This window comes from Ewingella sp. AOP8-B2-18 (genome assembly GCF_052376015.1).
Classification (GTDB): Bacteria; Pseudomonadota; Gammaproteobacteria; order Enterobacterales; family Enterobacteriaceae; genus Ewingella; species Ewingella allii.
Genome location: NZ_JBQSVB010000015.1, coordinates 47,909 through 74,046 on the forward strand (window position 1 = coordinate 47,909; position 26,138 = coordinate 74,046).

The 26,138-nt window shown below is 55.7% G+C and carries 22 protein-coding genes; all 22 read left to right on the forward strand.

The genetic code is table 11. The features are described 5' to 3' along the window. The first annotated feature begins 9 nt into the window (after positions 1-9). Complete coding sequence (trbC, locus tag ACT3RR_RS20885; RefSeq protein WP_250981450.1) at positions 10-636, forward strand: type-F conjugative transfer system pilin assembly protein TrbC; 627 nt, start codon at positions 10-12, stop codon at positions 634-636. Next, positions 636-2,474, forward strand: coding sequence for a type-F conjugative transfer system mating-pair stabilization protein TraN (gene traN / locus ACT3RR_RS20890; protein ID WP_250981451.1), 1,839 nt, complete (start codon positions 636-638; stop codon positions 2,472-2,474). Before trbC ends, traN begins: the two co-directional genes overlap by 1 nt. Then, the gene (gene traF, locus ACT3RR_RS20895) at positions 2,474-3,271 is read left to right on the forward strand and encodes a type-F conjugative transfer system pilin assembly protein TraF (protein ID WP_250981471.1); all 798 of its coding nucleotides are present in this window, start codon (positions 2,474-2,476) and stop codon (positions 3,269-3,271) included. The genes traN and traF overlap by 1 nt, the downstream gene beginning before the upstream one ends. Positions 3,272-3,285: 14 nt before the next feature. Continuing rightward, positions 3,286-3,546: a hypothetical protein gene (locus tag ACT3RR_RS20900; protein WP_250981452.1), complete on the forward strand. Its 261-nt coding sequence runs from the start codon at positions 3,286-3,288 to the stop codon at positions 3,544-3,546. Between the two features lie 39 nt (positions 3,547-3,585). Beyond that, complete coding sequence (locus tag ACT3RR_RS20905) at positions 3,586-4,062, forward strand: hypothetical protein (protein ID WP_448313623.1); 477 nt, start codon at positions 3,586-3,588, stop codon at positions 4,060-4,062. Continuing rightward, complete coding sequence (locus ACT3RR_RS20910) at positions 4,055-4,267, forward strand: hypothetical protein (RefSeq protein ID WP_448313622.1); 213 nt, start codon at positions 4,055-4,057, stop codon at positions 4,265-4,267. The genes ACT3RR_RS20905 and ACT3RR_RS20910 overlap by 8 nt, the downstream gene beginning before the upstream one ends. Beyond that, entirely contained in the window at positions 4,264-4,905 is a 642-nt protein-coding gene (trbB, locus tag ACT3RR_RS20915) for an F-type conjugal transfer protein TrbB (RefSeq protein WP_496201064.1), read from the forward strand. The genes ACT3RR_RS20910 and trbB overlap by 4 nt, the downstream gene beginning before the upstream one ends. Before the next feature lie 94 nt (positions 4,906-4,999). Next, positions 5,000-5,446, forward strand: coding sequence for a hypothetical protein (locus ACT3RR_RS20920; RefSeq protein ID WP_496201065.1), 447 nt, complete (start codon positions 5,000-5,002; stop codon positions 5,444-5,446). 8 nt (positions 5,447-5,454) lie between these two features. Further along, positions 5,455-6,822 carry a conjugal transfer pilus assembly protein TraH gene (traH, locus tag ACT3RR_RS20925; protein ID WP_448313620.1) on the forward strand — a complete coding sequence of 456 codons (1,368 nt, stop codon included), beginning with the start codon at positions 5,455-5,457 and terminating at the stop codon, positions 6,820-6,822. Beyond that, on the forward strand, positions 6,815-10,087 hold the full coding sequence (traG, locus tag ACT3RR_RS20930; RefSeq protein WP_496201066.1) for a conjugal transfer mating-pair stabilization protein TraG: 3,273 nt from the start codon (positions 6,815-6,817) through the stop codon (positions 10,085-10,087). Before traH ends, traG begins: the two co-directional genes overlap by 8 nt. Before the next feature lie 20 nt (positions 10,088-10,107). Further along, a complete protein-coding gene (locus ACT3RR_RS20935) occupies positions 10,108-10,677 on the forward strand; it encodes a hypothetical protein (RefSeq protein ID WP_448313618.1) in 570 nt (189 codons plus the stop codon). Between the two features lie 129 nt (positions 10,678-10,806). Then, positions 10,807-11,541, forward strand: coding sequence for a complement resistance protein TraT (traT, locus tag ACT3RR_RS20940; protein WP_454834680.1), 735 nt, complete (start codon positions 10,807-10,809; stop codon positions 11,539-11,541). 149 nt (positions 11,542-11,690) lie between these two features. Then, on the forward strand, positions 11,691-11,936 hold the full coding sequence (locus ACT3RR_RS20945) for an AbrB/MazE/SpoVT family DNA-binding domain-containing protein (protein WP_037035624.1): 246 nt from the start codon (positions 11,691-11,693) through the stop codon (positions 11,934-11,936). After that, complete coding sequence (gene mazF / locus ACT3RR_RS20950; RefSeq protein WP_037035625.1) at positions 11,936-12,268, forward strand: endoribonuclease MazF; 333 nt, start codon at positions 11,936-11,938, stop codon at positions 12,266-12,268. Before ACT3RR_RS20945 ends, mazF begins: the two co-directional genes overlap by 1 nt. A gap of 218 nt (positions 12,269-12,486) precedes the next feature. Then, positions 12,487-12,822, forward strand: a complete 336-nt coding sequence (locus tag ACT3RR_RS20955; protein WP_448313617.1) for a hypothetical protein — start codon at positions 12,487-12,489, stop codon at positions 12,820-12,822. Between the two features lie 106 nt (positions 12,823-12,928). Further along, positions 12,929-15,580, forward strand: coding sequence for a type IV conjugative transfer system coupling protein TraD (traD, locus tag ACT3RR_RS20960; RefSeq protein ID WP_496201067.1), 2,652 nt, complete (start codon positions 12,929-12,931; stop codon positions 15,578-15,580). Beyond that, a complete protein-coding gene (traI, locus tag ACT3RR_RS20965) occupies positions 15,577-21,288 on the forward strand; it encodes a conjugative transfer relaxase/helicase TraI (protein ID WP_496201068.1) in 5,712 nt (1,903 codons plus the stop codon). Before traD ends, traI begins: the two co-directional genes overlap by 4 nt. An 81-nt stretch (positions 21,289-21,369) precedes the next feature. Further along, positions 21,370-22,164 (forward strand): DsbA family protein, encoded by a 795-nt coding sequence (locus tag ACT3RR_RS20970; RefSeq protein WP_496201069.1) that lies wholly within the window; start codon positions 21,370-21,372, stop codon positions 22,162-22,164. Between the two features lie 60 nt (positions 22,165-22,224). After that, positions 22,225-22,494 (forward strand): hypothetical protein, encoded by a 270-nt coding sequence (locus ACT3RR_RS20975; protein WP_413536353.1) that lies wholly within the window; start codon positions 22,225-22,227, stop codon positions 22,492-22,494. A 35-nt stretch (positions 22,495-22,529) separates the two neighbouring features. Then, positions 22,530-23,030: a phospholipase D family nuclease gene (locus ACT3RR_RS20980; RefSeq protein ID WP_496201073.1), complete on the forward strand. Its 501-nt coding sequence runs from the start codon at positions 22,530-22,532 to the stop codon at positions 23,028-23,030. Between the two features lie 159 nt (positions 23,031-23,189). After that, positions 23,190-23,441, forward strand: coding sequence for a replication regulatory protein RepA (gene repA, locus ACT3RR_RS20985; RefSeq protein WP_413536352.1), 252 nt, complete (start codon positions 23,190-23,192; stop codon positions 23,439-23,441). Between the two features lie 286 nt (positions 23,442-23,727). Further along, the gene (locus tag ACT3RR_RS20990; RefSeq protein ID WP_496201070.1) at positions 23,728-24,792 is read left to right on the forward strand and encodes a Replication protein; all 1,065 of its coding nucleotides are present in this window, start codon (positions 23,728-23,730) and stop codon (positions 24,790-24,792) included. Positions 24,793-26,138 lie beyond the last annotated feature (1,346 nt).

Here is a 26,138-nt window from a genome sequence, read left to right on the forward strand (position 1 = left end):
GGACCTTCCATGAACAGACCCCTGATGACGGCGCTGACGCTCAGCGCCGCGCTGCTCTGCGCGCAATCCGTGCAGGCAGCCGAGCAGCCCACCGTGTCCGCCGGTGATATGGCGTACATGAAACAAAAGCAAACCGAGCTTGAGCAGTTCCAGGCGCAGCTGAAGGGCATGAACATTACCCTGCCACCGGCACAGCAAAATAAGGTGTCTCAGCTGCAAAACGAAATCGCCGCGTCCCAGGCTGACCAGAACAGCGCCGACCGGCCCACGCCGCAGGCGCTCTATTTTGTGAGTCTGGGCATTCCGGAAGAAGGGTTACTGCCCATGCTCGCCGATGCCCGCCGCTTTGGTATACCGGCGACGCTGCGTGGCCTGCTGGATAACGATTTTCGCAAAACGGCCTCGGTGATGTTTGAGCTGTCCAAGAAAGATAAAGAGGCGGGGGTGCAGATTGACCCGACGCTGTATCAGCAATACGGCATCAAGGCTGTGCCCGCCTTGGTGGTCACCTGTCAGGGCAACTATGACGTGCTTTACGGCAGCCTGACGGTTAAGCAGGCACTCGAAGAAGTCGTGCGCCGGGGAGATTGTGCGGCGACGGCGACACAGCTGCTGAAAACGGCGGAGGGAAAATAATGAAGCGATTGCTTTTGCCACTGTTGCTGCTGTGTGCCCAGGGGGCACAGGCCGATGCCGTCAGCGATGCTTTTAATGCCGGTTCCAGCTACGGAAAATCTAACAGCGGTCAGGGCACATCGGGGATGAAAAATACCTCACCCTCAAGTGTCATTCCGGGGTACACCGCCAGTCCGTCACAGAGCGGGTATTACGGGGGCGTACAGGGAGGAGACGGCGGTATCAGTGACAAAGGACAGACCGAACTTGGCCAGAACAACGCCGGGCAGGCGGTTATCAGCGCCGGCACGACCAATCCGGCGGTGACTATTGACCCCAAGGCTCCGTTCATTACCAACGGCAAGGATGCTGAGAGCACTGCCGGCACGGTCGTCAACGGCACCTACGATCAGTGTACGGACAAAGTGGTCAGTAAAAGCACCTTCCAGAATTACACCTGCGACAAAGACGTGGCGGTGACCCAAAGCTGTAACCGTGCCGTCACGATAGGTGGGACGTATGTGACGACGCAAACCAATCAGACAGCGGTAATCAATACCGGGGACTTCACCTACTACCGCAACAACCTGACGGTTTATGCCACCTTTGTCGCACCCTTTACCGGCGACCTTCAGCTGGCGAACTTCAACATGTCGGGGTATCTGGCCCGGACAGTCACCTGGAGCGTGTTAGGGGACGCGATGGTCGTACCGGACAGGATTTCGGGAACCACGCAAAAGAATCTGTCTGTTTCGGGCTATCACATGAATCAGGGAGAGACGGTCACGCTTTCTTTAACGATTGGGTCAGTGAATCACCAGACGACTTTCCTTGACGGCATCATTCGTGGTTTTAGTAACGGATCTGCGTCCCTGACGCTCAGCATGACGGCTGTCACTACCGTACAAACGTATCAACCCCAGACCAACGTTCAGCAGGCGTGTGATGACCAGAGCGTGGGCGGCCAGTTAATCAGCACGCAATGCACGGTGGGCGGCGGCGACAGGACAACCACCGTGAACGGACAGACCTACACCGTTCACAGCGACTGCTGGCAGTACACCGATACCTATCTGACGACGCCGGCCAGTAACGGTAACTGTGCCGCTTTAATGTCTGATGCCAGCTGTACCGTCGTCGGAAGTCACTGTACTGAACAAACGGCAGGGCAATGCTCGCACCAACAGGTCACGTATCAGTGCCAGAAGACCTACACCTCTACCGGCAAACTCTGCGGCGGCAATTACCTGTGCATGTCAGGGGACTGTGACGATACCAACGGCGCCGGAGACAGCGGTTTTGACACGGCGGTGGCCAAACTCGCGGGACTGGCATCAGCCGGTGATGATGTCGTCAACGACCAGATCAACATCAAAGCCTTTACCGGTCAGGCGATGTCCTGTCGCAAGGCAATGGCGGGATTCTCCAACTGCTGTGTGGACTCCGGCTGGGGGAACAACGCCGGGCTGGCGAACTGCAACAGTGATGAAATGGCCATCGGCAAGGCCAAGGCGAAAAAGGTGGTAGTCAGCGTCGGTGAGGCCTGCAATCGCGCCGTGCTGGGCGTTTGTATTCAGAAAAAACAGGTGTATTGCGTGTTCGGGGGCAAGCTGGCCCGCATTATTCAGGAGCAGGGGCGGCGCGATCAGCTGGGTGTGAGTTTTGGCAGCGGTGATTCACCGAACTGCCGGGGGATCACCGTGCCTGAGCTGCAGGCCATCAACTTTGACCTGATTAACTTTGCTGATTTCTACAGCGACCTGATGACCAACCAGAAAATCCCGAACTCGTCGGTGATGGTTCAGCAGGTGAAAGACCGGATTGCGGCGCAGGTTAACGCGCAGGGCGGAGGGAAATGATGAAAACACTGTGGTTTGCCTGCCTGCTCAGTCTCGCGCTCCCGGCGTGGGCGGACGGTACAGATACACCGGCTGATGCGGTGGTGACACCAGCGGATCCGTTCACCGGCTGGCACTGGTACAACGAACCGAAGAAGCCGGCGGACACGCCGGCACCCAAACCGGCCCCGTCCCCGCAAGTGCCGGATTTTAGCAAGCTGTCACCGTCAGAGCAGGCGGCAGTGCTCAAGCGTTACACGAAGGAGGCGCTGGACCGGGCCATTCTTAACCCGTCGAGCGAAAATACCGCCACCTTCCTGCGCTGGCAGAAGTTCTGGACGGACAGGGCATCGATGTTCAGCCAGTCGTTTGCGGTGGCGCAGTTGGATCATCCCGATCTGGATTACAACCTCGAACACCCGCACTACAACAGTACGGCACCGCTGCAGCAAGCCAGCGACCAGGCCAAACAGGCACAGGCCATCAGCGAACTGTCTGCCCAGTACGGGATGTTTTACTTCTATCGCGGCAGTGATCCGATTGATGCGCAGATGGCCGGGGTGGTGGCTGACTTTGCCCGCACGCGGCATATCTCGTTAATTCCGGTGAGCGTGGACGGTCAAATCTCCCCGCAGGTGCCGGACAGCCGCCAGGACGCAGGGCAAAGTGCCCGGATGGGCATCAGCCATTTCCCCGCTTTATTCCTGGTTAACCCGGCCTCCCGCGACTTTCGTCCGCTGGCTTATGGCTTTATGACACAGGATGACCTGGCGAAGCGCTTCCTGAACGTGGCCACGGGTTTCAAACCTAACTTCTAAAGTAAGACCCCATTATGCAAAGCATTATTCTTAATATTGAAAGCATCAGGGAAGGTGAAACGTTCACCGGCATTGAGTATGACGTTGTGACATTTTCAACGCGCCCCGGATTGGACTGTCATGCGCTGGAAAGTGCGATACAGGCGCACTTCATGGACGACATGCTGAACTTTGACTATTGCCCACAGCAGGGGACGGGCGATTTCATCTTGCTCTGCTCCTTCCTGAGTGTCGGTGAACGTATCGTGCCTTACGCGGCAGACCTCACCGACTAACCCCCCGTTTAACCCCTTCTTCAGAACCGAGGATTTCTCATGCAACTTTCAGCGCTCAAAACGGGCGCCGCAGCCGGCTGGGCTGCGGTCAGGCTCGTGCTCGATATCATGGTCATCGGGCCGGTGTTTATTTTCTCTCTCTTTATAGTGGTTAATGCCTGGCCTTCGCCGGGGGCGTTTGTCATCCGTCAGGCCGAAGGGCTGGTGGAGGGGGCCGCGCCGGGTAACGTATGGGGATGTGCTGCTCTCCCGGCGGGCATGACAGTCAATGAACGGGCGCTACCGCAGCCGGTCACGCCGTCACCTTACCAATGTGTCCCCGAACAGGTGAGCCGTGAAACCTATATCACGGGGTTTAATCACAACCTGCTTAATCTCTACGGGCTTATTACCACGCTTTACGCGTGTGTCTATTTGGCCGCACGCTGGCTGATGGTGGCACGTAAAGGCCGGATGTCCGTGGCGGCTTTTGGCATGGCGGTTCAGGGCGGGAAACAGGAGCAAAAACATGAATAATTTGCCCGTCGTGGCCGTGTTATTTCTGCTTGGCATCCTCGCTAACTGCCTGAGTGAGTTGCTGGCCTACTCGGCGACGCTGACGCGACAGGTGTTGGTTTTTTCAACCTTCACCTGCCTTATCCTGTCGCTGGTCGTGCTCATCGCGTCTGAAGTCCTCGCACACCGTAAGGCGCACAGGAAGAACCGGGAGGCAAAATCGTGAAACTTACCCTTCTGTTGCCTTTCTTTTGCCTGATGACTCCGCTGGTCGCGCAGGCAACCGTGGCCGACCAGATAGCGGCACTGGAAAGGTCCAAGACACAAACGAACTGGTCACCGGCGCTGCCTGACCTGGGGTTACCGCAGGCGCGTATTCCCTCAAATCGTGCGCCGCACATGATGACGCTCACCGACGGGCGCGAGGTGAACCTGAACAATTATGCCATCGTGGTGTTTATGCAGCGGGGGTGTCCGTACAGCGCGAAATTCGACCCGAAGTTAAAGCAGTGGTCAGATGAGGTCGGTATCAAGGTTTATCCCTATACGCTTGACGGCTATGGTGATACGTCCTTTCCGGTGGCCCTTATTCCCCGTAAACGCGGCGCCAATGAGCCGCTGGCGGGTGAAATCATGACGTTTTTTGGCAATGGCTTGCCCATCGCCACGCCGACCACGTTTCTGGTTAACGTCGCCACCCCGCGTCCGGACAATACCATTGCGGCTTTTCCGCTTTATCAGGGGGATACCGACATGGGCACCCTGAGCCAGCGCGTCGCGCTGATGATTGAGGCGGATATCGACAATCTGCCCTCCAATACGCTGGGGCCGGTGCCTTCCAGTCAGGCCGTCAGCCCGCAGTAACGAACGTCCATTCCCCGACAGTAGATGAACATCGAGCCTGAGAACGCCGCCCGCTGAGCGGTGACGTCGTGGTTATCCCAAAGGAAGAAAAAAGATGAAGACAACAGATCCGTGCGCACAGCCGGTAAAGACGAAGAGAACACCCGCTGAAAGGCTTGTGCTGCTGTGCGCCATTATCTGGTGCGGTACAACGTGGTGGTTTTTCTTCTACACCCGTGTCGATACCATCCCCACGTTTCCCCCCGATGCAGGCTGGCGGTATCTGGCAGACATGAGGTTGTACAGCCTGCCCGGGTGGTTGTTCACCCTGTTGCCTGTTGGGTGCCTTTATATAGACCACGAAATCTATTCAGGCTTGCCCACACTCAAAGGCTGGCTTCAACGCTATGGAGTCATTATTGCAGCCAGCTTGGGTACGGCGTTCTGGATTTTCAGTCAGCGTAATTATCCGGATGTTGTGGCGGGCGGCGCTAGATTTTCCGACCTCTTGCTATGGACAATATTTTGTCTGCTTTGTCTGGGTCGTAAACCACAAATATAAGGATACCCATGAAACTCAAAAAGGTCATGCTGACATTACTGACCGCAATGTGTATCAGCACACCGGCGCTGGCCGACGTACAGGGCGACCTGAACGGATTTTTCGGCAGTCTGGGCTATGACGGCAACGTCTCCAAAGCGCAGGCCTGGCAAGGGCAGGCCGCAGGCTACATCACCGGCGGTTCGGTTTATCTGCGAAATCCGGTAAAACAGGTCCAACTGATCTCGATGCAGGTGCCTTCCCTGAATTCCGGCTGCGGGGGCATTGATGCCTATCTGGGCGCCTTCTCATTTATCAGTGGTGAGGAAATTCAGCGCTTTGCCAAGCAAATCATGAGTAATGCGGCGGGCTACGCGTTCGACCTGGCGTTGCAGACGATGGTGCCTGAACTGAAACAGGCCAAAGACTTTCTGCAAAAAATCGCCTCCGACGTGAATTCCGCCAACATGAGTTCATGCCAGGCAGCGCAGGGGATCATCGGGGGCCTCTGGCCCGTGTCCCAGCTCTCCAACCAGAAAATCTGCCAGGACATTGCCGGTGATGACAATATTTTCTCGGACTGGGCCTCATCCCGGCAGGGGTGCACGGTCGGCGGGCAGGGTGACAGCGTCACGAATCGGGCCAACGCCAATGAAAAAGACCAGGTGCTGAAGAACAAAAATCTCATCTGGGATGCGCTCGGGCGCAATCATCTTTTCGACGGGAACCGCCAGCTGAAAGAGCTGGTGATGAGTATCGTCGGATCCATCATTTTCAACAGCGCCGGGCAGGTGACTATCCTGACGCCGATGGTGGATAACCGGGATGTGATCACCGTACTGATGCGCGGCGGGACCGCCAAGATTTACGGCTGTGATGAACCCGACCTTTGCCTCGGGCCGACGGTGGCCAGCGTCACCATCAGCAGCAATAATGCGCTGGTCACGCTGGTCCAAAACATCATGTTGTCCATGAACCAGAAGCTGACGGATGACACCGGCTTATCCGACCAGGAAAAAGGGTTTCTCAACACCACCTCTGTCCCCGTCCTGAAATACCTGACCAACTCGCAGAGTATGGGGCAAAGCCCGACCTACCTCATCCAGGTGGCGGATTACATCGCGCAGGATTTAATGATCCAGTACCTGCAGGAGCTGGTGAAGCAGGCCAGTCAGTCGCTGGCGGGGAAAAACTTCCCGGAACAGGCGGCAGGTGAGTTGCGGCAGAACGTGGCCCAGGCACAGCAGCTGCTGGCCAACATGAAGCTGCAGTCGGCGGCCGATCAGAACGCGCTGGACGGGATTGACCGCAACATGCAGTACCTCCAGCAACAGGTCTCGACCATTATTTCAACGTCATATCAGGGTAATTACCGGTGGGGTACCAGCAATGACTGAAGTCTATACGATATTCGGCGGGGACATGTGGCGGCAGGTGTTAAACGGCGTCGTGACCATTCTGGGCGCCGATACGTTTGATACCTTGCTCCGTATCGTCAGCACGTTCGGCGTGCTGGGGGTGATGGTGTCCTTTATCAAAACCCGTGATCCGCGCGTCTTTATGCACTGGCTGGCCGTATTTATGTTTATTACGTCCGTGTTACTGGTGCCAAAACGGTCAGTTCAAATCCTCGACATCACCGACCCGGCCGCCGTGTACGAGGTGGACAATGTGCCGCTGGGGCTGGCCATGATCGCGGGGCTGACCACCAGTGCGGGATTTGGGGTGGCGCAGTTGTACGATTACACCCTATCGCGCCCGGACTCGCTGACCTATACCAAGAGCGGGATGCTGTTTGGTTCTCAGATTGTGGCACAAACCTCCGATTTTCGGACGCAAAACCCGCAGCTGGCACAGATGCTGACGGACTATGTCGAAAACTGCGTGATTGGCGACATTCTGCTTAACAACAAATACACCATCAACCAGCTGCTCAACAGCACCGACCCGCTGACGCTTATTACCAATAACCCGAGTCCGTTGCGGGGGATCTATCAGACGGTCAGTGGGGTAAGGCAGTTTGTGACCTGCCAGCAGGCCGCCGGCACCATCAGAACGCTGATGGGGAGTGATATTTCGGTGGGCGGCGTCAGCTGGCACGATATGGCGACCCGCGTGTTTGGCAGTAAAGTGAATGCGGATGCGTTGCTGAGCAATGCCATGAACGACAGCTACGGATTTTTCTATGCAGGCGGGCTGAGTGCCTCACAGATTATGCGTAACAACGTGACCAATGCCGCCATCCGCGACGGCTGGAAAGGGTTTGCCGCCCGTTCCTCGGATACAGCAAACCTGGTGAATCTGGCCACGGAATCGACCCTGACCAAACAGCGTCTGAGCTGGGCGGCGGGAGGGGCAATTGCCTCACAAACGTTACCGATGTTCCAGTCCCTGATGATGCTTATCCTGATTGGGCTTTTCCCGCTGGTGATTGCGCTGGCCCTGGTCAACCACACCATCTTCGGGCTGAATACCCTCAAGCTGTACGCCGGCGGGTTTTTGTATTTCCAGATGTGGCCGGTGATGTTTGCAATTTTGAATTCCCTGGCCAACTTCTACCTTCAGTCAAAAACCGGTTCAACGGCGTTGGTTTTGGCGAATCAGGATCGCATTGCCCTGCAGCATTCTGACGTGGCAAATATTGCCGGCTATCTCAGCATGTCGATACCGGTACTGTCGTTTTTCCTGACGAAAGGGGCGGCTTCGGTGGCGTCGCAGGTGGTGGGCGGCGTGATGAGTTCAGCGGCGTTCTCTGCGGGCGGGCAGGCATCCACAACCGCTGACGGCAACTGGTCGTTTAATAACATGTCGATGGACAACGTTAACGCCAACAAATTTGACACCAACCTGTCGCAACGTATGGGTCAGCAAAGCCACCAGATGGAAAATGGCGGGATGCGCACCCTGACGGCTGACGGTCATAACGTCTATGACACGTCTCAGGCCATCTCTAACCTGCCGGTTAACATGCGACTCAGTTCACTGGCGAGCAGCGGTTTCCAGGAGCAGTCGCGGCAGGCACAGCAGGAGGCGCAAACGGCGCTCGATGGCTATAACCACAGCGTGACCAGCGGCTTCCAGCAACTGAACCAGCTGACCAGCCAAAGCGGTAACAGCGCCTCGATGACGCAGGGCAGTGAAAACACCCAGGCGACCAATGCGACAGTGGGGGCAAGTAAGATGATGTCGGCCGCTGAAAGCTATGGTAAAGCGCATAACATCTCTACCCAGGAGGCCTACAACCAGCTGATGGATATCACCAATCAGGGCTCTGGCGGAGCCGGTATGTCGGCGAATGTTAAGGTTGATTCTGGCGATCAGCTTGTCGGTAAATTGGGCAAATGGGCCTCGGGTGTGAGTGTGGGTGGTGAGGCGCATATCAATACGGACTGGAAGCATACCTCGGGCAGTGCGCACGGTACGCAGGATACTCACTCAGAAGGAAAAGACTTCCGCCACGATGAGAACAGTCAGACGGTCAAGGACTTCCGTCAGGGTATGGATATGGTGACGTCAGCGCGCGTGAGCGAGTCTGGCAACCAGACGGATAACCAATCCAACTCTCAGGTTGAGCAGTATGCTGCGACGCTGAATGATGCGAAAAGTCAGTATCATCAGTACACCGACAGTAGTACCAAAAGCCAGGAGTTTAGCCGGATGGCGACGCTGGCACAAAACGAAAGTGCCAGCCTGGATGCCAACTACAATCAGGAATTCGTGGACTGGACGACGGCCAAGTTTGGTAACAATGCGCAGGGTATTCTGACCAACGTTAACTCTGCGCGCGAAGCGGCCACGGAGTTTATGAAAGAGCGTCTGGAGCCGGAAATCATGCAAAACTACGGCGCACGAACAGAACAAACCAATACACAACCTCTGACACCATCAAACTCGTTAGAATACGGCGCGGTTACTGCGCAACATACCGCAGGAGGTGACGCCATCCCAGCGCCTTATGGAGCGAGTGGGGTAGCCGGCAGTCAGGAAAACGTCAATGGAGCGACACCATCAGGCGTCATTGAAACATCCCCTCAAAGGACGGCTCCGTTTGTGAGTGCGCAGGATACCCAGGGCACGTCTCAGGGACCGGGTACAGGAGCGGCGTCTGTGAGTTCTGATGAAGTGAATTTGCATAACCATGATCGCAATGTTCAAAGTGGCCAGCAGTCAGCGCCGGTGTCCGAAAATCATCAATCAACACAGGATGAAATGCACCACGGACAAAACAACCGGATTTCGGGGGCGAAACCTGTTCAGGCGGAAGATGTAAACCTGCCTAATCGGGAGAGAGATCTTAACGTGCAAGGTGGTCCGCCTTCAGCTTCAATGACTGAGAATTATAACTCGGCTGCGGAGAAAGTGAGAGCGCACGCGGAGGGTGCAGGTATCCCTAATAACGTGGCGGGGCAGGTTGCAGCACAAAGATCTGCTAATTCTAATGTCATTAGAGAAAATGGCGGGAAAATCGATCAAAACGAAACCCCTGTTCAGGCATCCAGTGATATACTCAGAAATGAGCATCAAGGTGCGGTGAAAGGACAGCAGATCGGCCGCACTGAAGAGGACATTAAACAAACCAAACCTGGCTTTGACCATGCTGAAACAAAGAATTTTGAGCAGAAACTTAAAGAGCTTCGGGAACAACAGAAAAAAGCCTCTTGATATTTTAAGGAAGAACAGAGATGGGAAACCTAACTGCAGCACAAATTGAAGCAGATGTTAACTTTCTAATAAACGGTTTAAATGCTAACCATCGACAAATTCCATCAGCAATGGAATTGATGAAGCGTAGTGCTGCAATTCCCTTTTTTACTGTCCTATTAAGTATATTGAGCACTGTAATTTTCTACGCCTCTTTTGATAAAGACGACGCTTCAATAAAAGGATTCGTATCTTTTCTTTTATCAGAAGGCTGGTACTTATTGGCAATAACCACTGTAGTAGGTCTGCTGGTTTTTCTAATGACATATAATAATCAACTCACATATATGTCCTTGCCTTTAGAGGTTAGAAATAATTCGTTGCTCGTAAGTCATCTGACAAGAATTGTTCGCAAATTGATCATTACATTTTGCACTTTGATGATTGTCAGTTCCTTGCTTTCTGGCTTATCTGCTTGGTTTGCCATAGCTTTGCCTGTTCTGCTGCTATCACTCTTTATTGTGTCGAGCATTTTAGTATCATTCGAAATTAACCGTCTGGGTGCAGGTTTGGCCCTCGAAAAAATCAGCCAGCTGATCAAAAATATTTAAGTTAAATCCCCTGCTGCCGATAACCCTTCTGTAATTCTAACGGAAGGGTCTCACCCTCCAGATTTATGTCCACATAGCCAATATTTCGGGGCGTGCCTGCCCCGCTTTTTTTTGACAAGGAAACAGTAAATGAAAAACCGCAATTCTCTTGTGGCGGCTGTAGTCGTCTCATGTCTGGTACTTTCCGGCTGTAGTGCGATGGGCACCGCCATCAAAAAACGCAACCTCGACGTAAAAACACAGATGAGCCAGACCGTATGGCTGGAGCCATCCAGTGAAAAAACGGTCTATATCCAGGTTCGGAATACTTCTGACAAAGACATGGGCGATCTGCAAACGCTGCTAGCACAGGATTTGCGTGCTAAAGGCTATAACGTTACATCGTCACCGGACTCTGCCTATTACTGGATCCAGGCCAACGTCCTGAAAGCCGAGAAAATGGACCTGCGTCAGGCGCAGGGGCTGCTCTCAACGGGCTATGAAGGTGCTGCCGCAGGTGCCGCACTGGGCGCTGGGATCACCGCATATAACAGTACATCCGGCGGTGCGATCCTGGGGGTAGGGCTGGCCGCAGGTCTTGCCGGTATGGCGGCAGACGCGATGGTGGAAGACACTAACTACACAATGGTGACCGATCTGCAGATTTCGGAACGCAGCAAAGCGACCGTGACAACAGATAACGTCGCCGCATTACGCCAGGGTAACTCGGGTGTGAAGGTGCAGACCAGCAGTGAAGAAGGCAACCGCATGAAATACCAGACGCGCGTGGTTTCTAACGCCAACAAGGTGAACCTCAAGTTCGAAGAAGCTAAACCGGTTCTGGAAGCTCAGTTGGCCAAATCCGTCGCCGGAATCATGAACTAACCTTTCCCCGCTCGTTTATGCACTACCGGATGGCACACGGTCCTGTACCATCCGGTCAGCCCTCTTGTTAATCAATATGTATCAACAAAGTTGACACTAAAAGTAGTAATGATACAGTATCATCATTGTTGATACGCGAGGGTGAAGAAATGGCACAAGTTATCGTAAAAAAATGGGGCAATAGCCCGTCAGTCAGACTACCGGTTGCAATCATGAAAGCAGCCTCTCTGAACATTGATGATACCGTTGAAATTGTCGTGGAAGAAGGACGCATCATCATCGTTCCAACGAGAGTAAAAGAATACTCGCTGGATGCTCTTCTGGCGGGGATCTCTGCTGATAATATCCATGATAAAGCCGATTTTGGTGCTCCGACAGGCAAGGAATTACTCTGATGGTTTCCCGTTTTGTACCTGACTCGGGGGATTTGATCTGGATTGATTTTGATCCTGTTGCGGGACACGAGCAAGGAGGGCATCGTCCTGCCGTTGTCCTCAGTCCTTTTGCTTATAACAACAAAGTGGGGCTTTTACTCTGTGTCCCCTGTACGACACAAGTCAAAAACTACCCGTTCGAAGTGGAATTATCAGGAAGCCGCGAGGGTGTCGCCCTAGCCGATCAGGTGACCTGTGTTGACTGGCGAGCCAGAAAGATAACCAAGAAAGGAACGGTTGCTGTAAACGAGTTGGCTGAAATACGTGCCAAGGCTAAATCTCTTATAGGATGAATTTCCCCAGTTTCCTGTATTACGTTTTTTCCGGTTAATACCTGAATACCCTGTCTTCTCCATGCATAACGTAACAACCCTACACGCCACCCTTTAATTCTCCGGTGGCCGTGCCTGCTTTCCCACTTGTGATATTCCGCTTCCTCGTCCAGACGCAAATCCCCGCGTCCGGACTGTGGCGAGCGTTGCCGCTAAACGCCCAACTGAAGGAATTGCTCATGCTATACAAAAGTGTCCGTGGCCTGATGGCCTGGTTTACCCTGTTTTTTATCTGGAGCGCGTTTGTTCTCTGGTATCACGGCGTCGCCCTGCTGCAGTTCATCATGCACGACAGTAATTTGTACGCCTTCTCGCTGGCCTTACGCCAGACCCGCAGCGATATGCTGCCTGATGCTTTGCCGGTCGTACTGCTGATAATGCTGGTGTTGGCGGTGGGTGCATTTTTGTCGTCTGTCACGGTTGCCATGATAAATGCGGTGGCTTTCCTGTTCAGAATAGCCGTTTCGCTTATCCAGGCGCAGTTCAGCCATCACAATCCGTCGTCGTTTCATTAAGTCCTTTACAACTTTTTAGCCCAATTTCATTCCCCGCTTCTTTTACTGACCAACCTGAACTGCCCGTCCGGGCGGCTTAAGCCTGCGCGTTTGCCGGAGCTGAACCATGAGTTTTACACCGAAATACCTCACGCAGGGGGGCCAGATGACGGCCTACCGCCTGCGTATGTTTGCCCAGGTCAACCAGTGGATATTGAACTGGCTGTTACTGTTGTTTTTGTTATCCACCGGCTGCGTATTTTGGGCGGTCACCTCCGCCGATGTGCTGAATAACGGTTTCTGGTACTGGACCGGCAGGCTGTTATCCAGCTTTGTGCCGTTGATGAACCCGAAAAGCCCGGCGACCTGGGATATCAGCTGGCACTGCAATAGCGGCGTACAGTTGTGCACCACCAAACTGACGCTGGGACAGCTGCTGGCTGACCCCTGGATGCAGTCGATGGGCGGCCAGCTGGTGAATAACTTAAAGCTGAGTGCCGCAGGCTGCGGCACGGTGTGTTTGCTGCTGTTCAGCGTGATTGCCTGGTACGTGGGGCGCATTGGAAAAAAAGAGAGTGAAGACACCTATCTCTCCGGCATGACGCTGACCGATGACGTGGACAGCGTAAACCGTCAGTTGAAAAAGGCCGGTCAGAAATCAGACCTGCAGATCGGTGGCCTACACATGGTGAAGAACGCCGAGATCATGAACTACCTGATACACGGCACTATTGCAGTCGGTAAATCCACGCTTATCCGCTGGTTGCTCGACTTTATTCGTAAACGGGGGGACCGGGCGATTGTCTACGACTCCGGCGGCACTTTTATTGAAACGCACTTTGACGAACGTATCGACAAAATTCTCAACCCGCACGATAAGCGCTGTGAGAACTGGGTGTTGTGGCGGGAAGCGCGGGAGGTCGTGGACTACGAGAACCTGACGGCCTCGCTTATTCCGGTGGAGGGGGAGTCCGACCCGTTCTGGGTGTCCTCTTCGCGTACCATTTTCAGCGATACGGCAATGCAGTTTGCCTCACATAGCGATCGCAGTATTGAGAAATTCCTGACAGCCCTGTTGTCTATCGACCTGAAAAGTCTGCGCGAATTTCTCAAAAACACCCCCTCTGCCAACCTGGTTGAGGAAAAAATTGAGAAAACGGCCATCTCTATCCGTTCGGTGGTCACCAACTACGCCAAAGCGCTGCGATACCTGCAGGGGCTTGACCAGGAGGGGAAACCCGAGTTCAGCATCCGGGAGTGGATGACCGACGCCCGGTACGACAAAAGCTGGCTGTTTATCTCCACCACGGCCCGTCATCGCAAGTCGGTTCGTCCGCTGATATCCATGTGGCTATCGATGGCCACGATTTATCTGCAAAGCATGGGGGAAGATCCCGACCGCCGTGTGTGGTTTGTCGTCGATGAAAAGACCAGCCTGCAAAAAATCCCCGAGTTTGCCGAGACATTGGCTGAAGGGCGCAAATTTGGCGGTTGTTTTGTTATTGGCATTCAGAACATGCCACAGCTTATCAACGTGTACGGACGTGAGGTGGCCAAGTCTATTTTTGACCTGCTGAACACCCGTTTCTATGGCCGTTCGCCAAGCGCTGAAGTGGCGAAAATCGTAGAGGAAGAGCTGGGGCATCAGCGCCGCCGTGAGGCGCGGGAGCAGAACAGCTACGGTCTTGACCAAATCCGTGACGGGATTTCCATCAGTCGCGACAAGGTCAATGAGCCGGTTGTCGATTATGACCAGATCATGTCGATGCCAAATCTGCGTTTCTATGCCCGCCTGCCGGGGGAATACCCGGTCGTGAAACTGGATCTGAAGTACCGTCCGCAGAAGAAGTATCACAAGGCGCTGATTGAGCGCGATTTTAAGGACGTGCTCAGTCCTCAGCTGGAACAGGTCATCAGCAAGAACGAACAGGCGACGCGCAGGGCGGGCATTGTCTTCCCGACCGGCGACGAAATTCTGGAAGGGCAGTCAACGACTGCAGAACCGGAGATTGTCACTCAATCCCCTCAATCCCAGACGCCGCCCCCGAAAGACAGCATTTCGTCACAAAGCCCCGTCCGGGAAAGCGTGCCCGTCACGGTTTCGCCGACGTCGCTCACCGTTGAAACACTGAAAACACCGGCAACACCGCCGGTGGCTGAAGACCCTGTCCAGCCCGGCACTGCCGTCTTCCCGGAACCTTCCAGCAACGTGCGTCCCTTTACGCCGCGAATGAGGAGGCCGGAAGCGGCGGGAAACCCCGGAGAGAGGGATGCCGTATCCAGAACGGCGGACAAACCTTCGATTGCGCCCGCACCGGTCAAATCTGAAGTGTCGGATCCCGCGCTCCCGCGTGCCCTCACTGCGGATTCGGCCGCCGTGCCACCTGTTAGCCCGGCTGCGGCCAAAGCCCCTGCGGTAGCGGTTAAGCAGGTCGTGCCTTCGTCCAGACTCAGCGCACTGGAGATGCTCGCGCAAAAAAGGCGCAAACCCGCGCCAACCGCTGACGGCACCGAAGACCAGGCGGCAACAGAGGCACAGGGTGAAGCACCGGATCTGCAGATGGACGTGGAGGTTGATGAAAAAGGCGAGCTTGTTTTGCGCACGTTGGGCGCCCGGAAGGAGTCACCGGAAAGCCTGGATGAGGCCCAGGCGACGGAGTACGGCGCGGCAAACCGCGCGATGGCCGAGGAGGAGCAGAACATTCTGCGACACCACGATGATTATGACGCGTACCAGCATATGGATGAACACCACGAACCCGGAGGTTTTGAACGATGATGACCGTTGCCTCCGTTGCGTCTGCTGCAGACGCGGCGGGCTATTACAGCAGCAAAGATAACTACTATTTTCTCGATGACCTGCAAAGCCAGTGGCTGGGGGAAGGCGCCCGTGAGCTGGGTCTGGAGGGGAACGTTGATCTTGAGGCGTTCACCAATGTCCTGCACGGGCGTTTGCCGAATGGCGTGGAGCTGGGGAAGGAGGTGTCAGGTAACCATGTGCACCGGCCCGGACACGACTTCACTTTTTCTGCACCGAAAAGTGTCTCAATGCTTATCCTGGCCGGCGGCGATAAGCGCCTGTTGCAGGCCCATATTGAGGCGGTCAAAGAAACGCTGGCCATCATGGAGCAGACGATTTCCGCCCGTGACACGAAGGAGGGCATCACCTCGATCGTCCCCACCGGCAAGATGGTGGCGGCGCTCTTTATCCACGATACGTCACGCAATCTCGATCCGGCCATTCACACCCATGCCGTGGTTGCCAACGTGACCGAGCTGGACGGGAAGTGGAAGGCGCTGGCCACTGATGCTATTTACGGTGCCGGGTTTATTGAGACGATGTACCGCCATCAGGTCAGCTTCGGCAAAATCTACCGCAACAGCCTGAAGGCGAAAACCGAGGCGATGGGGTATGAGACAGAACTCACCGGCGGCAAGCATGAACTGTGGGAAATCAAAGGGTTTCCGGAGGCGGTGCTGGAGGAGTTTTCGTCCCGCCACCGTGAAATCGCCGCCCAGGTCGGGGATGAAGCGTCTCTGAGAAGCCGCGACGTCGCGGCGTTAGACACCCGGCAGACAAAGGTCGACATCAGCCGTTACGGACTCGATGAAGTTGATGCGCAGGGCACACACCCGCCCGCTGCCCCGTCACTGACGCCAGTTGACACTGCCAGCGTGCCATCATCGTCCGCTGCGCGGGTGGATTTACCGTCGGAACCGGCAGCCGAAGTGGGTAAACCGGGGATAGCCTCTACCCGCACGCCTGATGAGATGGCCAGTCCGGCTGAAGCCGTCACCGAGCCACCACTGTCCCGTGAACGCGTGGATTTCCCCTCAGAACCTGCAATTGAGGTGGGCGGAGAGGGGAATGCCTCTGTCCGCACGACCGCTGAGGCCGTCAGTCTTACCGAACCCGGACAGGTAACGCCGGGAAAAAGTACGGGTGCGAAGGACGCACCGGCGGAATCGCCCATCGCCAAACCTGAGACGCAGGCCGGTCGCAACCGCCTGCAGGCGCGGTGGGATCAGCAGATGGCAGACCTGAATTTTGATATCCGTGAGGTGATAGACGCGGCACAGGTTCGCGCCGTGGAGCCAGAACAGGCGGAAGAACGTCCGATGCCGCCGAGCGTCATGCAGGCGGTGCGTACCGCGATTTCGGTACTGAGCGACACACGCACCCGCTTTACCTACGGCGACCTGCTGATGACGGCGCATGAGGCGGGGGAAGGGCAACAGTCGATCCCTAATCTGCGCAAGGCGATCGATCGGGCCATCGGTGAAAACCTGCTGGCCCCGCTGGACGGGGACAAAGGGGTATTTACCTCGCATATTCATCTGCTGGATGAACTGTCTGTGCAGGCCCTGGCGGGCGATATCGTGAAGGAAGGGAAAGTGGTCAGTTTCCGGCAAACCGACATCGAGACGCCTGAACGGCTTAAAGCGGTGGAGTTTGCGCCGGTGGCCATCCTGAACGCACCGGCGTCGATTGGCCGTTTGCGCGAGGTGACGGAAGAACTGGTGACAATGTCACGTGAACATGGCCGCGAGGTGAAAATATTAGCCAGTTCCGCCGAACGCGGCCTGAGCTTCGGCAAATCTCCGCTTCTCAAAGACGACATCCTCTATCGCAGCCGCATTTTGGATAAGGGGTTCAGTCTCTCACCGCACAGCACACTCATCGTGGAAAGTGCGGAGCGCCTCGGACTCAAGGAGATGCTGGTCCTGAGCGGCGAAGCGAAGGAGAAAAGCGCCCAGCTTATTTTCCTGGACAGCGCCGGGCGGCAGTCCAACGCCAACGCCCTGTCGGTGTTGTCATCCGCCGGCGTGCCCCGTCACGGCCTGACTGAACCCGTTGCGGGGCTGGAAGCGCGGGTGATCAGTATCGGCGATAAGCGCGACCGTTACCGGGCACTGGCTGAGCGCTATGCTGACCTGAGTTCACCGGTGACCACCGTCACCGCCGTGGTCACCGGCGCCCGCGAGCAGCAGCACCTGACCGGCATTATCCGTGACGCCCTGCAAAACGCCGGCAAGCTTGAGCGGGACGGCGTGACCGTCGAAACCCGCACGCCGGTCTATGCCAGCGTGAAGGAGCGGCTGCTCCCGGCCACGTACCGGGCGGGGATGGTGCTGGAAGACCGGTCAGACAAAAATGAGACCCGCCACTACACCCTTGACCGGGTGCATGAGGAGACGCGCATGTTGTCACTTATCGATAGCGACGGCGTTCTGAGCCGCGTAAAACTGAGCGACCTGACCGGCGACTGGCGGCTGTTTACCCGTGAACAGCTGCACGTTGCTCAGGGAGAGCAGCTGTTTGCCCTGGCCGCAGACAAAGCCAATGGGCTGAAAGCCCGCGACCGGCTGACGGTCACTGCCGTCAGTGAGGGAAAATTAACGGTGCAGCGCGATGGCCAGAAAAAACCGCTGCAGGTCGCGACCGACCGGCCGCTGTATCTGACGCACGGCTACGTCAGCGCACCGGGGAGCCGGGACAATGAGCACGGTATCGTGCTGGCCAGCCTCAACGCCCGTGACCTGTCCGGCAACATCATGAACGCCCTGGCCCAGTCGGGCCATGAGGCGGAAATCTTTACCGGTGAAGCACAAAACAAGGCGGAAGAGAAACTCGGCCGTATGCGCACCACCCGTTCACCGCTGGCGTTAGTCCGCCAGGTCAGTGGCAAGGAAGACGCCGGGGAAGCGCTGGCCGCGTTAAACGCAGGATTACTCACGGATGCGCAAAAGGCCGTGTCGCGCGCTGTCGCCCAGATGAAGGACGTCGCCTTCTCAGAGGTGAAGCTGCTGGAGCAGGCGGGCACGTTCTTTAATAATCTGGGGGCGTTACGGGGCGAAGTGGCCCGGCAGGTGAAAGAGGGAGACCTCATCCCGGTGAAAGTCGCCGGCGGTGGGGGATTTGTGGGGCGGGCGACCTGGGAGATGGAAAAGGCCATCATCCGGGAAATTGATACGGGTAAAAATACGCAGACGCCGCTGATGGCCACGATGGACCCGGTCTTGCTTAATGGGCTGACCGCCGGGCAGAAGGCCGCCACGACGCTTATCCTGCAAAGCCCCGATCGCTTTACCGCCGTACAGGGCTATGCCGGCGTGGGGAAAACCACCCAGTTCCGGGCGGTGAAAGCCGCGATTGACACCTTGCCGGAAAGTGAACGGCCGCTCGTGATTGGGCTTGCCCCGACGCACCGCGCGGTGAAGGAAATGCGTGATGTTGGTATCGAGGCGCAGACCCTTAAATCCTTCGTGGTGGACTGGCAACAGCGCACGGCGGCGGGCGAAGACGTGCGTTATGCCAGGACACTTTTTCTGATTGATGAGTCCTCGATGTTGGGGAATCAGGACACCGCTGCCGCCTATCAGGCGATATCACGCGGAGAGGGCCGGGCCGTTGCGGTGGGCGATACCGGTCAGCTGCAGTCACCGGAAAGCGGGGCACCGTTCACGCTGATGCAGGAGCGCAGTACCCTCGACGTGGCCGTGATGAACGAAATCGTTCGCCAGCGTAATCATGACCTGAAGTCTGCCGTTTACAGCGTCATTGAGAACAAAGCCGGTGCTGCCCTCGAGAAAATGGAGAGAGTGTCACCGAAGACGGTGCCCCGGCTGAGGTCCTGGGAGGCGCCTGGCCACTCGGTGGTAGAAACCGAATCACCGTGGACACGTATTACCGTGGACTACATGAGCCGGACACCGGATGCCCGCGAGCGCACCATGATAGTGGTGCAGCTGCATGAGGACCGGCAGATGATCAATAAATACATTCATCAGGCCATGTTAAAAGAAGGGGAGTTGGGGGAGAAGGCGGTGACCGTCCCGATACTGGATCGCATTACCGGCGGTCGTCACGATTTCAACCGCATTAATGACTGGAAGGCGGGGCAGGTGGTGCTGGCCAACGAGCGATATCTGAGCGTGACCGGCATCGATTTGGGAACGGAGCGCGTCTTTTTGCGCGATGAAAATGACCGCATGCACTATTACTCCCCGAAAGAGCTAAACGCCACCGAAATTGAGGTGTTTGAACGGCGTGAGATTGAGCTGCGGGAAGGTGACAGCGTGCGCATGAGCAAAACGCAGAAGCAGGCGGGCCATGATGCCCATGAACAGTACCGGGTAGAAACGCTACGTGACAACGGCGAGGTGGTGCTTAAAAACGCCGGCGGCGAAAAGGTCATTACGCCGGGCATGACGCGGGCAGACCAGCACATCGATTATGCCTGGGCGGTGACCGGCTACGGCGCACAGGGGGCCAGTACGGACTATGTGATTGCGCTGGAGGGGACGGAGGGGGCGCGTAAGCGAATGAGCGGCATGCGGGCCTTTTACATTAACGCCTCCCGTGCCCGCGATCATGTGCAGATTTATACCGATGGTCTTCGTGACTGGATGGATACGCTGCGGCAAAAGGATAACGGCCCGCAGACTGCGCATGATGCCCTGAAGCCGGAATCAGAGCGGGCGCAGGCCCGGAGCATCTGGGCGATGGGGCAGCCGGTGGGCAAAACGGCCATCGGGCGAACCTACCTGCGGGAACAGGGCTTAAAAGATAACCCCGTGACGGCGCGGATTATTCCGCCGACCAGGAAATATCCGATGCCGCATCTGGCGTTACCGGTTTATGACGGCAACGGCAAAACGGCGGGTCTGACGATGTTCCCCCTTCAGTCAGACACCGGCCAGATACAGACCGGGCCGGTACGCCAGCTGACGACCGAGGGCGCCCAGGCGGCGGTGGTGCAAAAAAGCCGTAACGGTGACACGATTGTGGTCAGCGATATGACGCAGGCGCTGGCGGCGGCGCGAGGCAACCCGGCGGCAGGCGTATTGCTGCTCACCGGCCGGCAGATGCCGTCCGCGCAGCTGCTGAAAGTGGCGGGCGGGGCGACTGACCGCACGTTCAGACCGGATGCCACCCTGATCAGGCTGGTTCAGTCGGAGCTGCAGGAGATGCTGCCTTCTCTGCCGGCACTAGCCGGGGCGAAGGACGGGGCGGAAAAAGCGGCGCTGTCGGCTCGTCTGATTGAGCAGGTAGTGCAGTCGATGCAGCAACAGGTGCCGGTACTGCCAGGAGAGAAACTGCCTGACTACGCCGCACTTATCCGTCAAGCGTCCGGCCTGCTTGCCCAAAACGAAGCCCTGCAGGGCAATAACGGTGCCGTTCAGGCCGTACTGGCCGCGCTGTCGGGCACAGGGCAGTTCGCCAACGCCGCACTGTCGTCAGAGAATGCGCAGGGTGGCCTGATTTCTGCCGATGTCCTGCGGCAGGTGCAGGAAGAGCAAGGCAGAGGCCGTGCGCCGACGAAAAATCCGCAAAACGACCTGTCGGAGCGGGCGCTGGCCAGCGCGGCGCGTGAACTGGAAAAGCAGGGGCAACTGACGCTGCCGCCCGAAAGCCGTGGCCGGGAGCCGGAGCGGGAAGAAATTACCCACGAAGCCGTCCGAAATATTCAGAAAGAACGTTAATCCACACCGCGACACATCCTGGCAGCGGCTCAACCTTTTATTCACCGGTGACACCGGGATCCTTCTTCGAGAGACATCATCATGACAAACCGTTTTAACGCGGCGGCGCTTTCGCTCGCCCTGAGTTTTACTTTCGGTTCACTCCATGCCGGCGCCGCAGAGCCGGAAGAGTTCACACCGGCGCAGCAGTCACGCATCGGCGAGATTGCCGCCGACTACCTGGTGGCCCATCCGCAGGTGATCATCGAGGTGAGCAAAAAGCTGCAGGCACAGCAGGCAGCCATCAAGGCACAGCTGATGGCACAGTCGGTGCTGAAGGGGCACAGGCTGCTGATGCAGCTTGACGGCGTGCCGGTGAAAGGCCCGCAAAAATCGAAAGTGATTGTGACGGAGTTTTTTGACTACGAATGCATTGCCTGCAGCATGATGGCCCCGGTAATGGAGCAGGTCATGGTCAGCAACCCGGATGTGCGATTTGCTTTTCGTGACTGGACGATTTTTGCCGGGCATTACCCCGAGTCTACGCAGGCGTCACGCCGGGGTCTGGCCATCTGGAAACAGAAGGGGGCTGATGCCTATATGGCTTACCACAACGGGATTTACGGCACCGGCCATAACGAAGGGAAACTGACGTCAGACGATATTGAAAAAGTGGCCACTGCAGCGGGCGCAGGAGAAGAAGATGTCGCGAACCGCACAGCGGCAGATGCCCTGATCGCGGGTAACAGTGCGCTGGCAGAGCTATTGGGATTAACCGGGACGCCGGGGATCATCGTGATGCCGGCAGAGAACGCGACCGCTGACAACACGACCGTCATTCCGGGCGTCGTGTCCGCTCAGGTGATGCAGCAGGCCATCGATAATGCGATGAAATAAAGCGAGGTCGTGCAGGCCACCGGGTTTGAGGTGGATTTGCACGGTGTCAGGAGAAAAACGATGAAGGGTGAAAAAGCACTGTCGATCCACTTTTTTGACCTGCATGGCTTTGTGTTCAGCGATGATGATATCGAGCATCAGCGGGTGTGTTTCAGAACGCATCCGGGATTGCACCATGAGGCACTGAAGGTGGCCATTACCTGTCTGACCAAGTGCGTGCCGGAAAACCTGACCTGGGACGCGTCCTGTGGCGAAGGTTCCTTTTGCCTGCTGACCACCAGTGTGTCATCAGGGATTTATGCATTGCCCTACCAGGAGGAAACAGACTGATGAAGCACAACAGATTGCGGGTGGCCTTACTGGCCATGTTATTGAATGTGGGCGTTTGCACCGCCAGCGCGGCCCCGTCGGTACAGGCGGGATTCTCACCGGAAGGCAGCGCGCAGCAGCTGGTACTGCAAACGGTGAATGATGCCCGGCAAAGCATTCGCCTGATGGGGTACTCGTTTACCTCGCCCGACATTGCCGGGGCCCTGGTCGAAGCAAAGAAACGGGGCGTCGATGTCCAGGTGGTACTGGATGAGGGCGGCAATCGCGGGAAAGCCAGTGTGGCCGCGATGAATTTACTGGTGAATGCGGGGATCCCGGTGCGTACCGTCAGCCAGTTTAAAATCATGCATGACAAGGTGATTATCGTTGATGGCCAGACGGTCGAAACCGGATCATATAACTTTACGCTGTCTGCCGCTCGCTCGAATTCGGAGAACGCTCTGGTATTGCACGATGTACCTGACCTGGCACAAACCTATCTGACTCACTGGCAGTCTCGCTGGGCGTTAGGGAAAGACTGGGTGTCATCGTACTGACAGAGAGCCTCCGGCGCTCTGAATGGCGAATGTTACCTCTTTTCGCATTTTTGTCTTATCCCGCGCCAACGGGAGTGAAAATGCTTTTTATGCTGCTGATTTAATGAATCTATAGTAGGCTTTCCCAAACGATATAATCAGATCCTTGGGGAGGCCAAAATGTCACAATCCACAAAAGTAGCCCCTTCCTCAGCGAAACCTAAACGTGCTTACAGAAAAGGCGATCCATTGTCGGGAACTGAACGACAACTTGCATCAATTTCTCGTAAGCGGTTAAGCCAAAAAGAAATTAAAGTCTTTGTAGACCCTGAGATAAAGTTGATGTTGATGGGAATGTGCAAAGAAGAAGGTGCTACGCAAGCCGAAATCCTTCAGCGACTCATAAAGAATGAAGCTGAACGAACCAGGTAAGTGAATGGGTTGACATTCTTGCATGTGGTCACGGGTAGTGCTAGATTGCTGATCAGTTAGAGAATTTATGGTTGGCCACGCCGCAAGGTGGCAGGGAATGGGTGCTGTATTGAAGGTTTCACAGGCCCAGAAAAGCAAAAACCCCGAATATCTTCTCATTTCTTGGCGGGAACGAAAGATAGTCGGGGCTCACTAAAACTGTATAGAGTTGTTGCTCTATGCAGGGAGTATAGATTTATGCCTTTTAAAGGTCAACTCCTCCGGCGCAACATAAGCGTTGGGAGCCGTGTCTGAACAACTGTTTCCGTTTTCACCGGTAGCAAACAGTGTTTCTGCCAGTGTCTATCGTCCTTCGCGCCGGGGTGAAGCTAACCGACTGCGCAAAGGTCAGTCGAAGACGCACCGTAACAATCAACCGGCTTACACGGGCAAAACGCCGCGCGGCATGGCTGCAAAAGTGGTGGCCTGCTTCCGTCAGCATGACTGGCGTCGAAATACCGATTTGATCGCGCTTCGTCGTACTGGTTACACGCCGTACTCTCGTGCGTCTGACCCCTCCTTTACCCCTAAACCCATGCGGATTACCCCACGCTCTGAGAGCCGTGAGGCGCTGACCTCTCTCTCTTTGGTTCTGGCCGCAAATTGTGACTACAGCCCGGACAGCGATTACCTTTTCGAAATGATGCTGCCGGTGGAAGAGATTGCCCGCCGCATGAATGCGCTGCACATTTATGAGAACGGTCGCAAAGCCTATGACGTTCTGCTCCATGCCCTGCGGGTGATGGAACAGCTGGACTACGTGGTGATACACCGTGACCGCGACGCCGATTCTGGCCAGAACAAGCCCATGCGTATTTTTCTCACCGACAAATGCTTTACTTCACGCGGCATCGCCGTAGAAAGCATCCGGGAGTGGTTGCATAAATATCGCCAGTGGGCGGTAGCCAGCGGACTGGCGGAGTCGATGCAGCAGAAATATCAGCGTCACCTGCTCAAAATGGCGCGTCTGGGCATCAGTATTGACCGCCACCATTCACTTAAAAACCGTCTGAGACAGATAAAACGCTGGGTTGTCAGCCCGGAGCTGCGCGATGAAAAAGCGCGAACTGAGGCAGATATTGGCGCCGTTCTTGACGAACAGGCGCGTAAAGTGCGGCAGCTGCGTCCCAAAAATAGCACGGCCATGCATGAGAACGCCTGGCGGCGTTTTACGGCCAGTGGTCTGCTCACCACGGTTGCGCAGATGTCGCTGGAAAGTGCCCTCAAAGCCGAGTTCCCGACGCTGCTGTCCACGGATGCTGAGACGTTTTATCAGCGGCTCCTGGAGCGCGCCGGCGTTCCACTGTCTTAACCACATTCCTCTCTAAACCTTTCCCCTTCCTGCGATTTCGCGGGCCTGATGCTGGCATTTTTTCCGTTCGCGGATGCCTGGCAGGCTTCCCCACGTCTGTTATCCGCCAAAATGCGCACCGGCGACGGTCGAGGCGTGCTCACGATACGGCGCTGGCCAATGCCTGATTAAGAAATAATCGTTTAAATTCGAAGAGTTAATTCCTCCGGTCGAGGCATTCCATTAACTTCGAAAACCCCTCTTCAGATAGGATTAATTTCGAACGTTACTTCTGAACAAAACAAGCTTTCTAAAGAAAGAGTACTCCTGAGCCGGCTAAAGCCCGGCATCTGGAGTAGCTCCCTTCGCGTTGCTCAGGGCAACAACGCCTGACCAACAGCATCATCGGCAAAGGCAAAGAAGAAGTAGCTCCCCGGACAAGCCGGGGCATAACACCCGTGATATTAGTTACAACATTCACTAAACCTCACCCACGTCAACCCCCGGCACCGAGCGCAAACGCACCCCCTCCGTCCACCTGTAAAGCCGCCCCGCCCCGGGCCAACGGCCCGGAACAGAGTGGCTTTAAAAGTGAATGTTGTAACTATTAAAAATGTGTCGCTTTGAGAGGTGTGGCTTTAGCTCTGAAGTACACGCTCGTAAGCGCCATAGGCGCTAACGCGGAGATACGCCCTGGCTTCGCCAGGACCACTCCGACCGCGTACTTAAGGTTATGTGTAGTTGATGGCGGGTATGGTCTGGCAGGGCGAGGGGTGGGCATCGGGGGAACCTATCAAGCCGGGGCGGCTGCGCCGCTTCACCGGCGACAATGAGCAAAGGATCACTGTCGAACATAGTGCGTCGCCTTCATGCGCTTACGCGCATAAATAATCGCGAGTTGGACATTAAGAGTATAAATAACAAGTTATTTTTTTTTAATTACTTTGGTTAAGCCCCATTGGGCCTCAAACCCCGAAATGAAGAAAATTTAATGGGGGATTTGAGAAAATTAGGCATAAAAAAACCGCCTAAAGAGACGGTTTTCTTAAACTTAATGAAGAAACCGGTTAGCGGCCAGTCCTTCAGATGTGATTTCTAAGCGAGGTTAGAAACGCACACAAGATGTATCACCGGGGCATTTCACCATGTGCGCTAATATAAGTAAAGGGGTGTTTTTATCAAATTTGATAAGGAAAGCGGCCAAAAAAAGCCTCTAAAAAGGCTCGAAAAGAAATTTATAGAAAAAAATTTCTACACCTCACCCTGCATCCTGCGGGCTTTGTTAAATTTGCAATAAGCATTTTTAGACAATCTACATATTGTATGGTTGTAAAAAAAAATCACCACATCTATGATCCGGGTAGTTC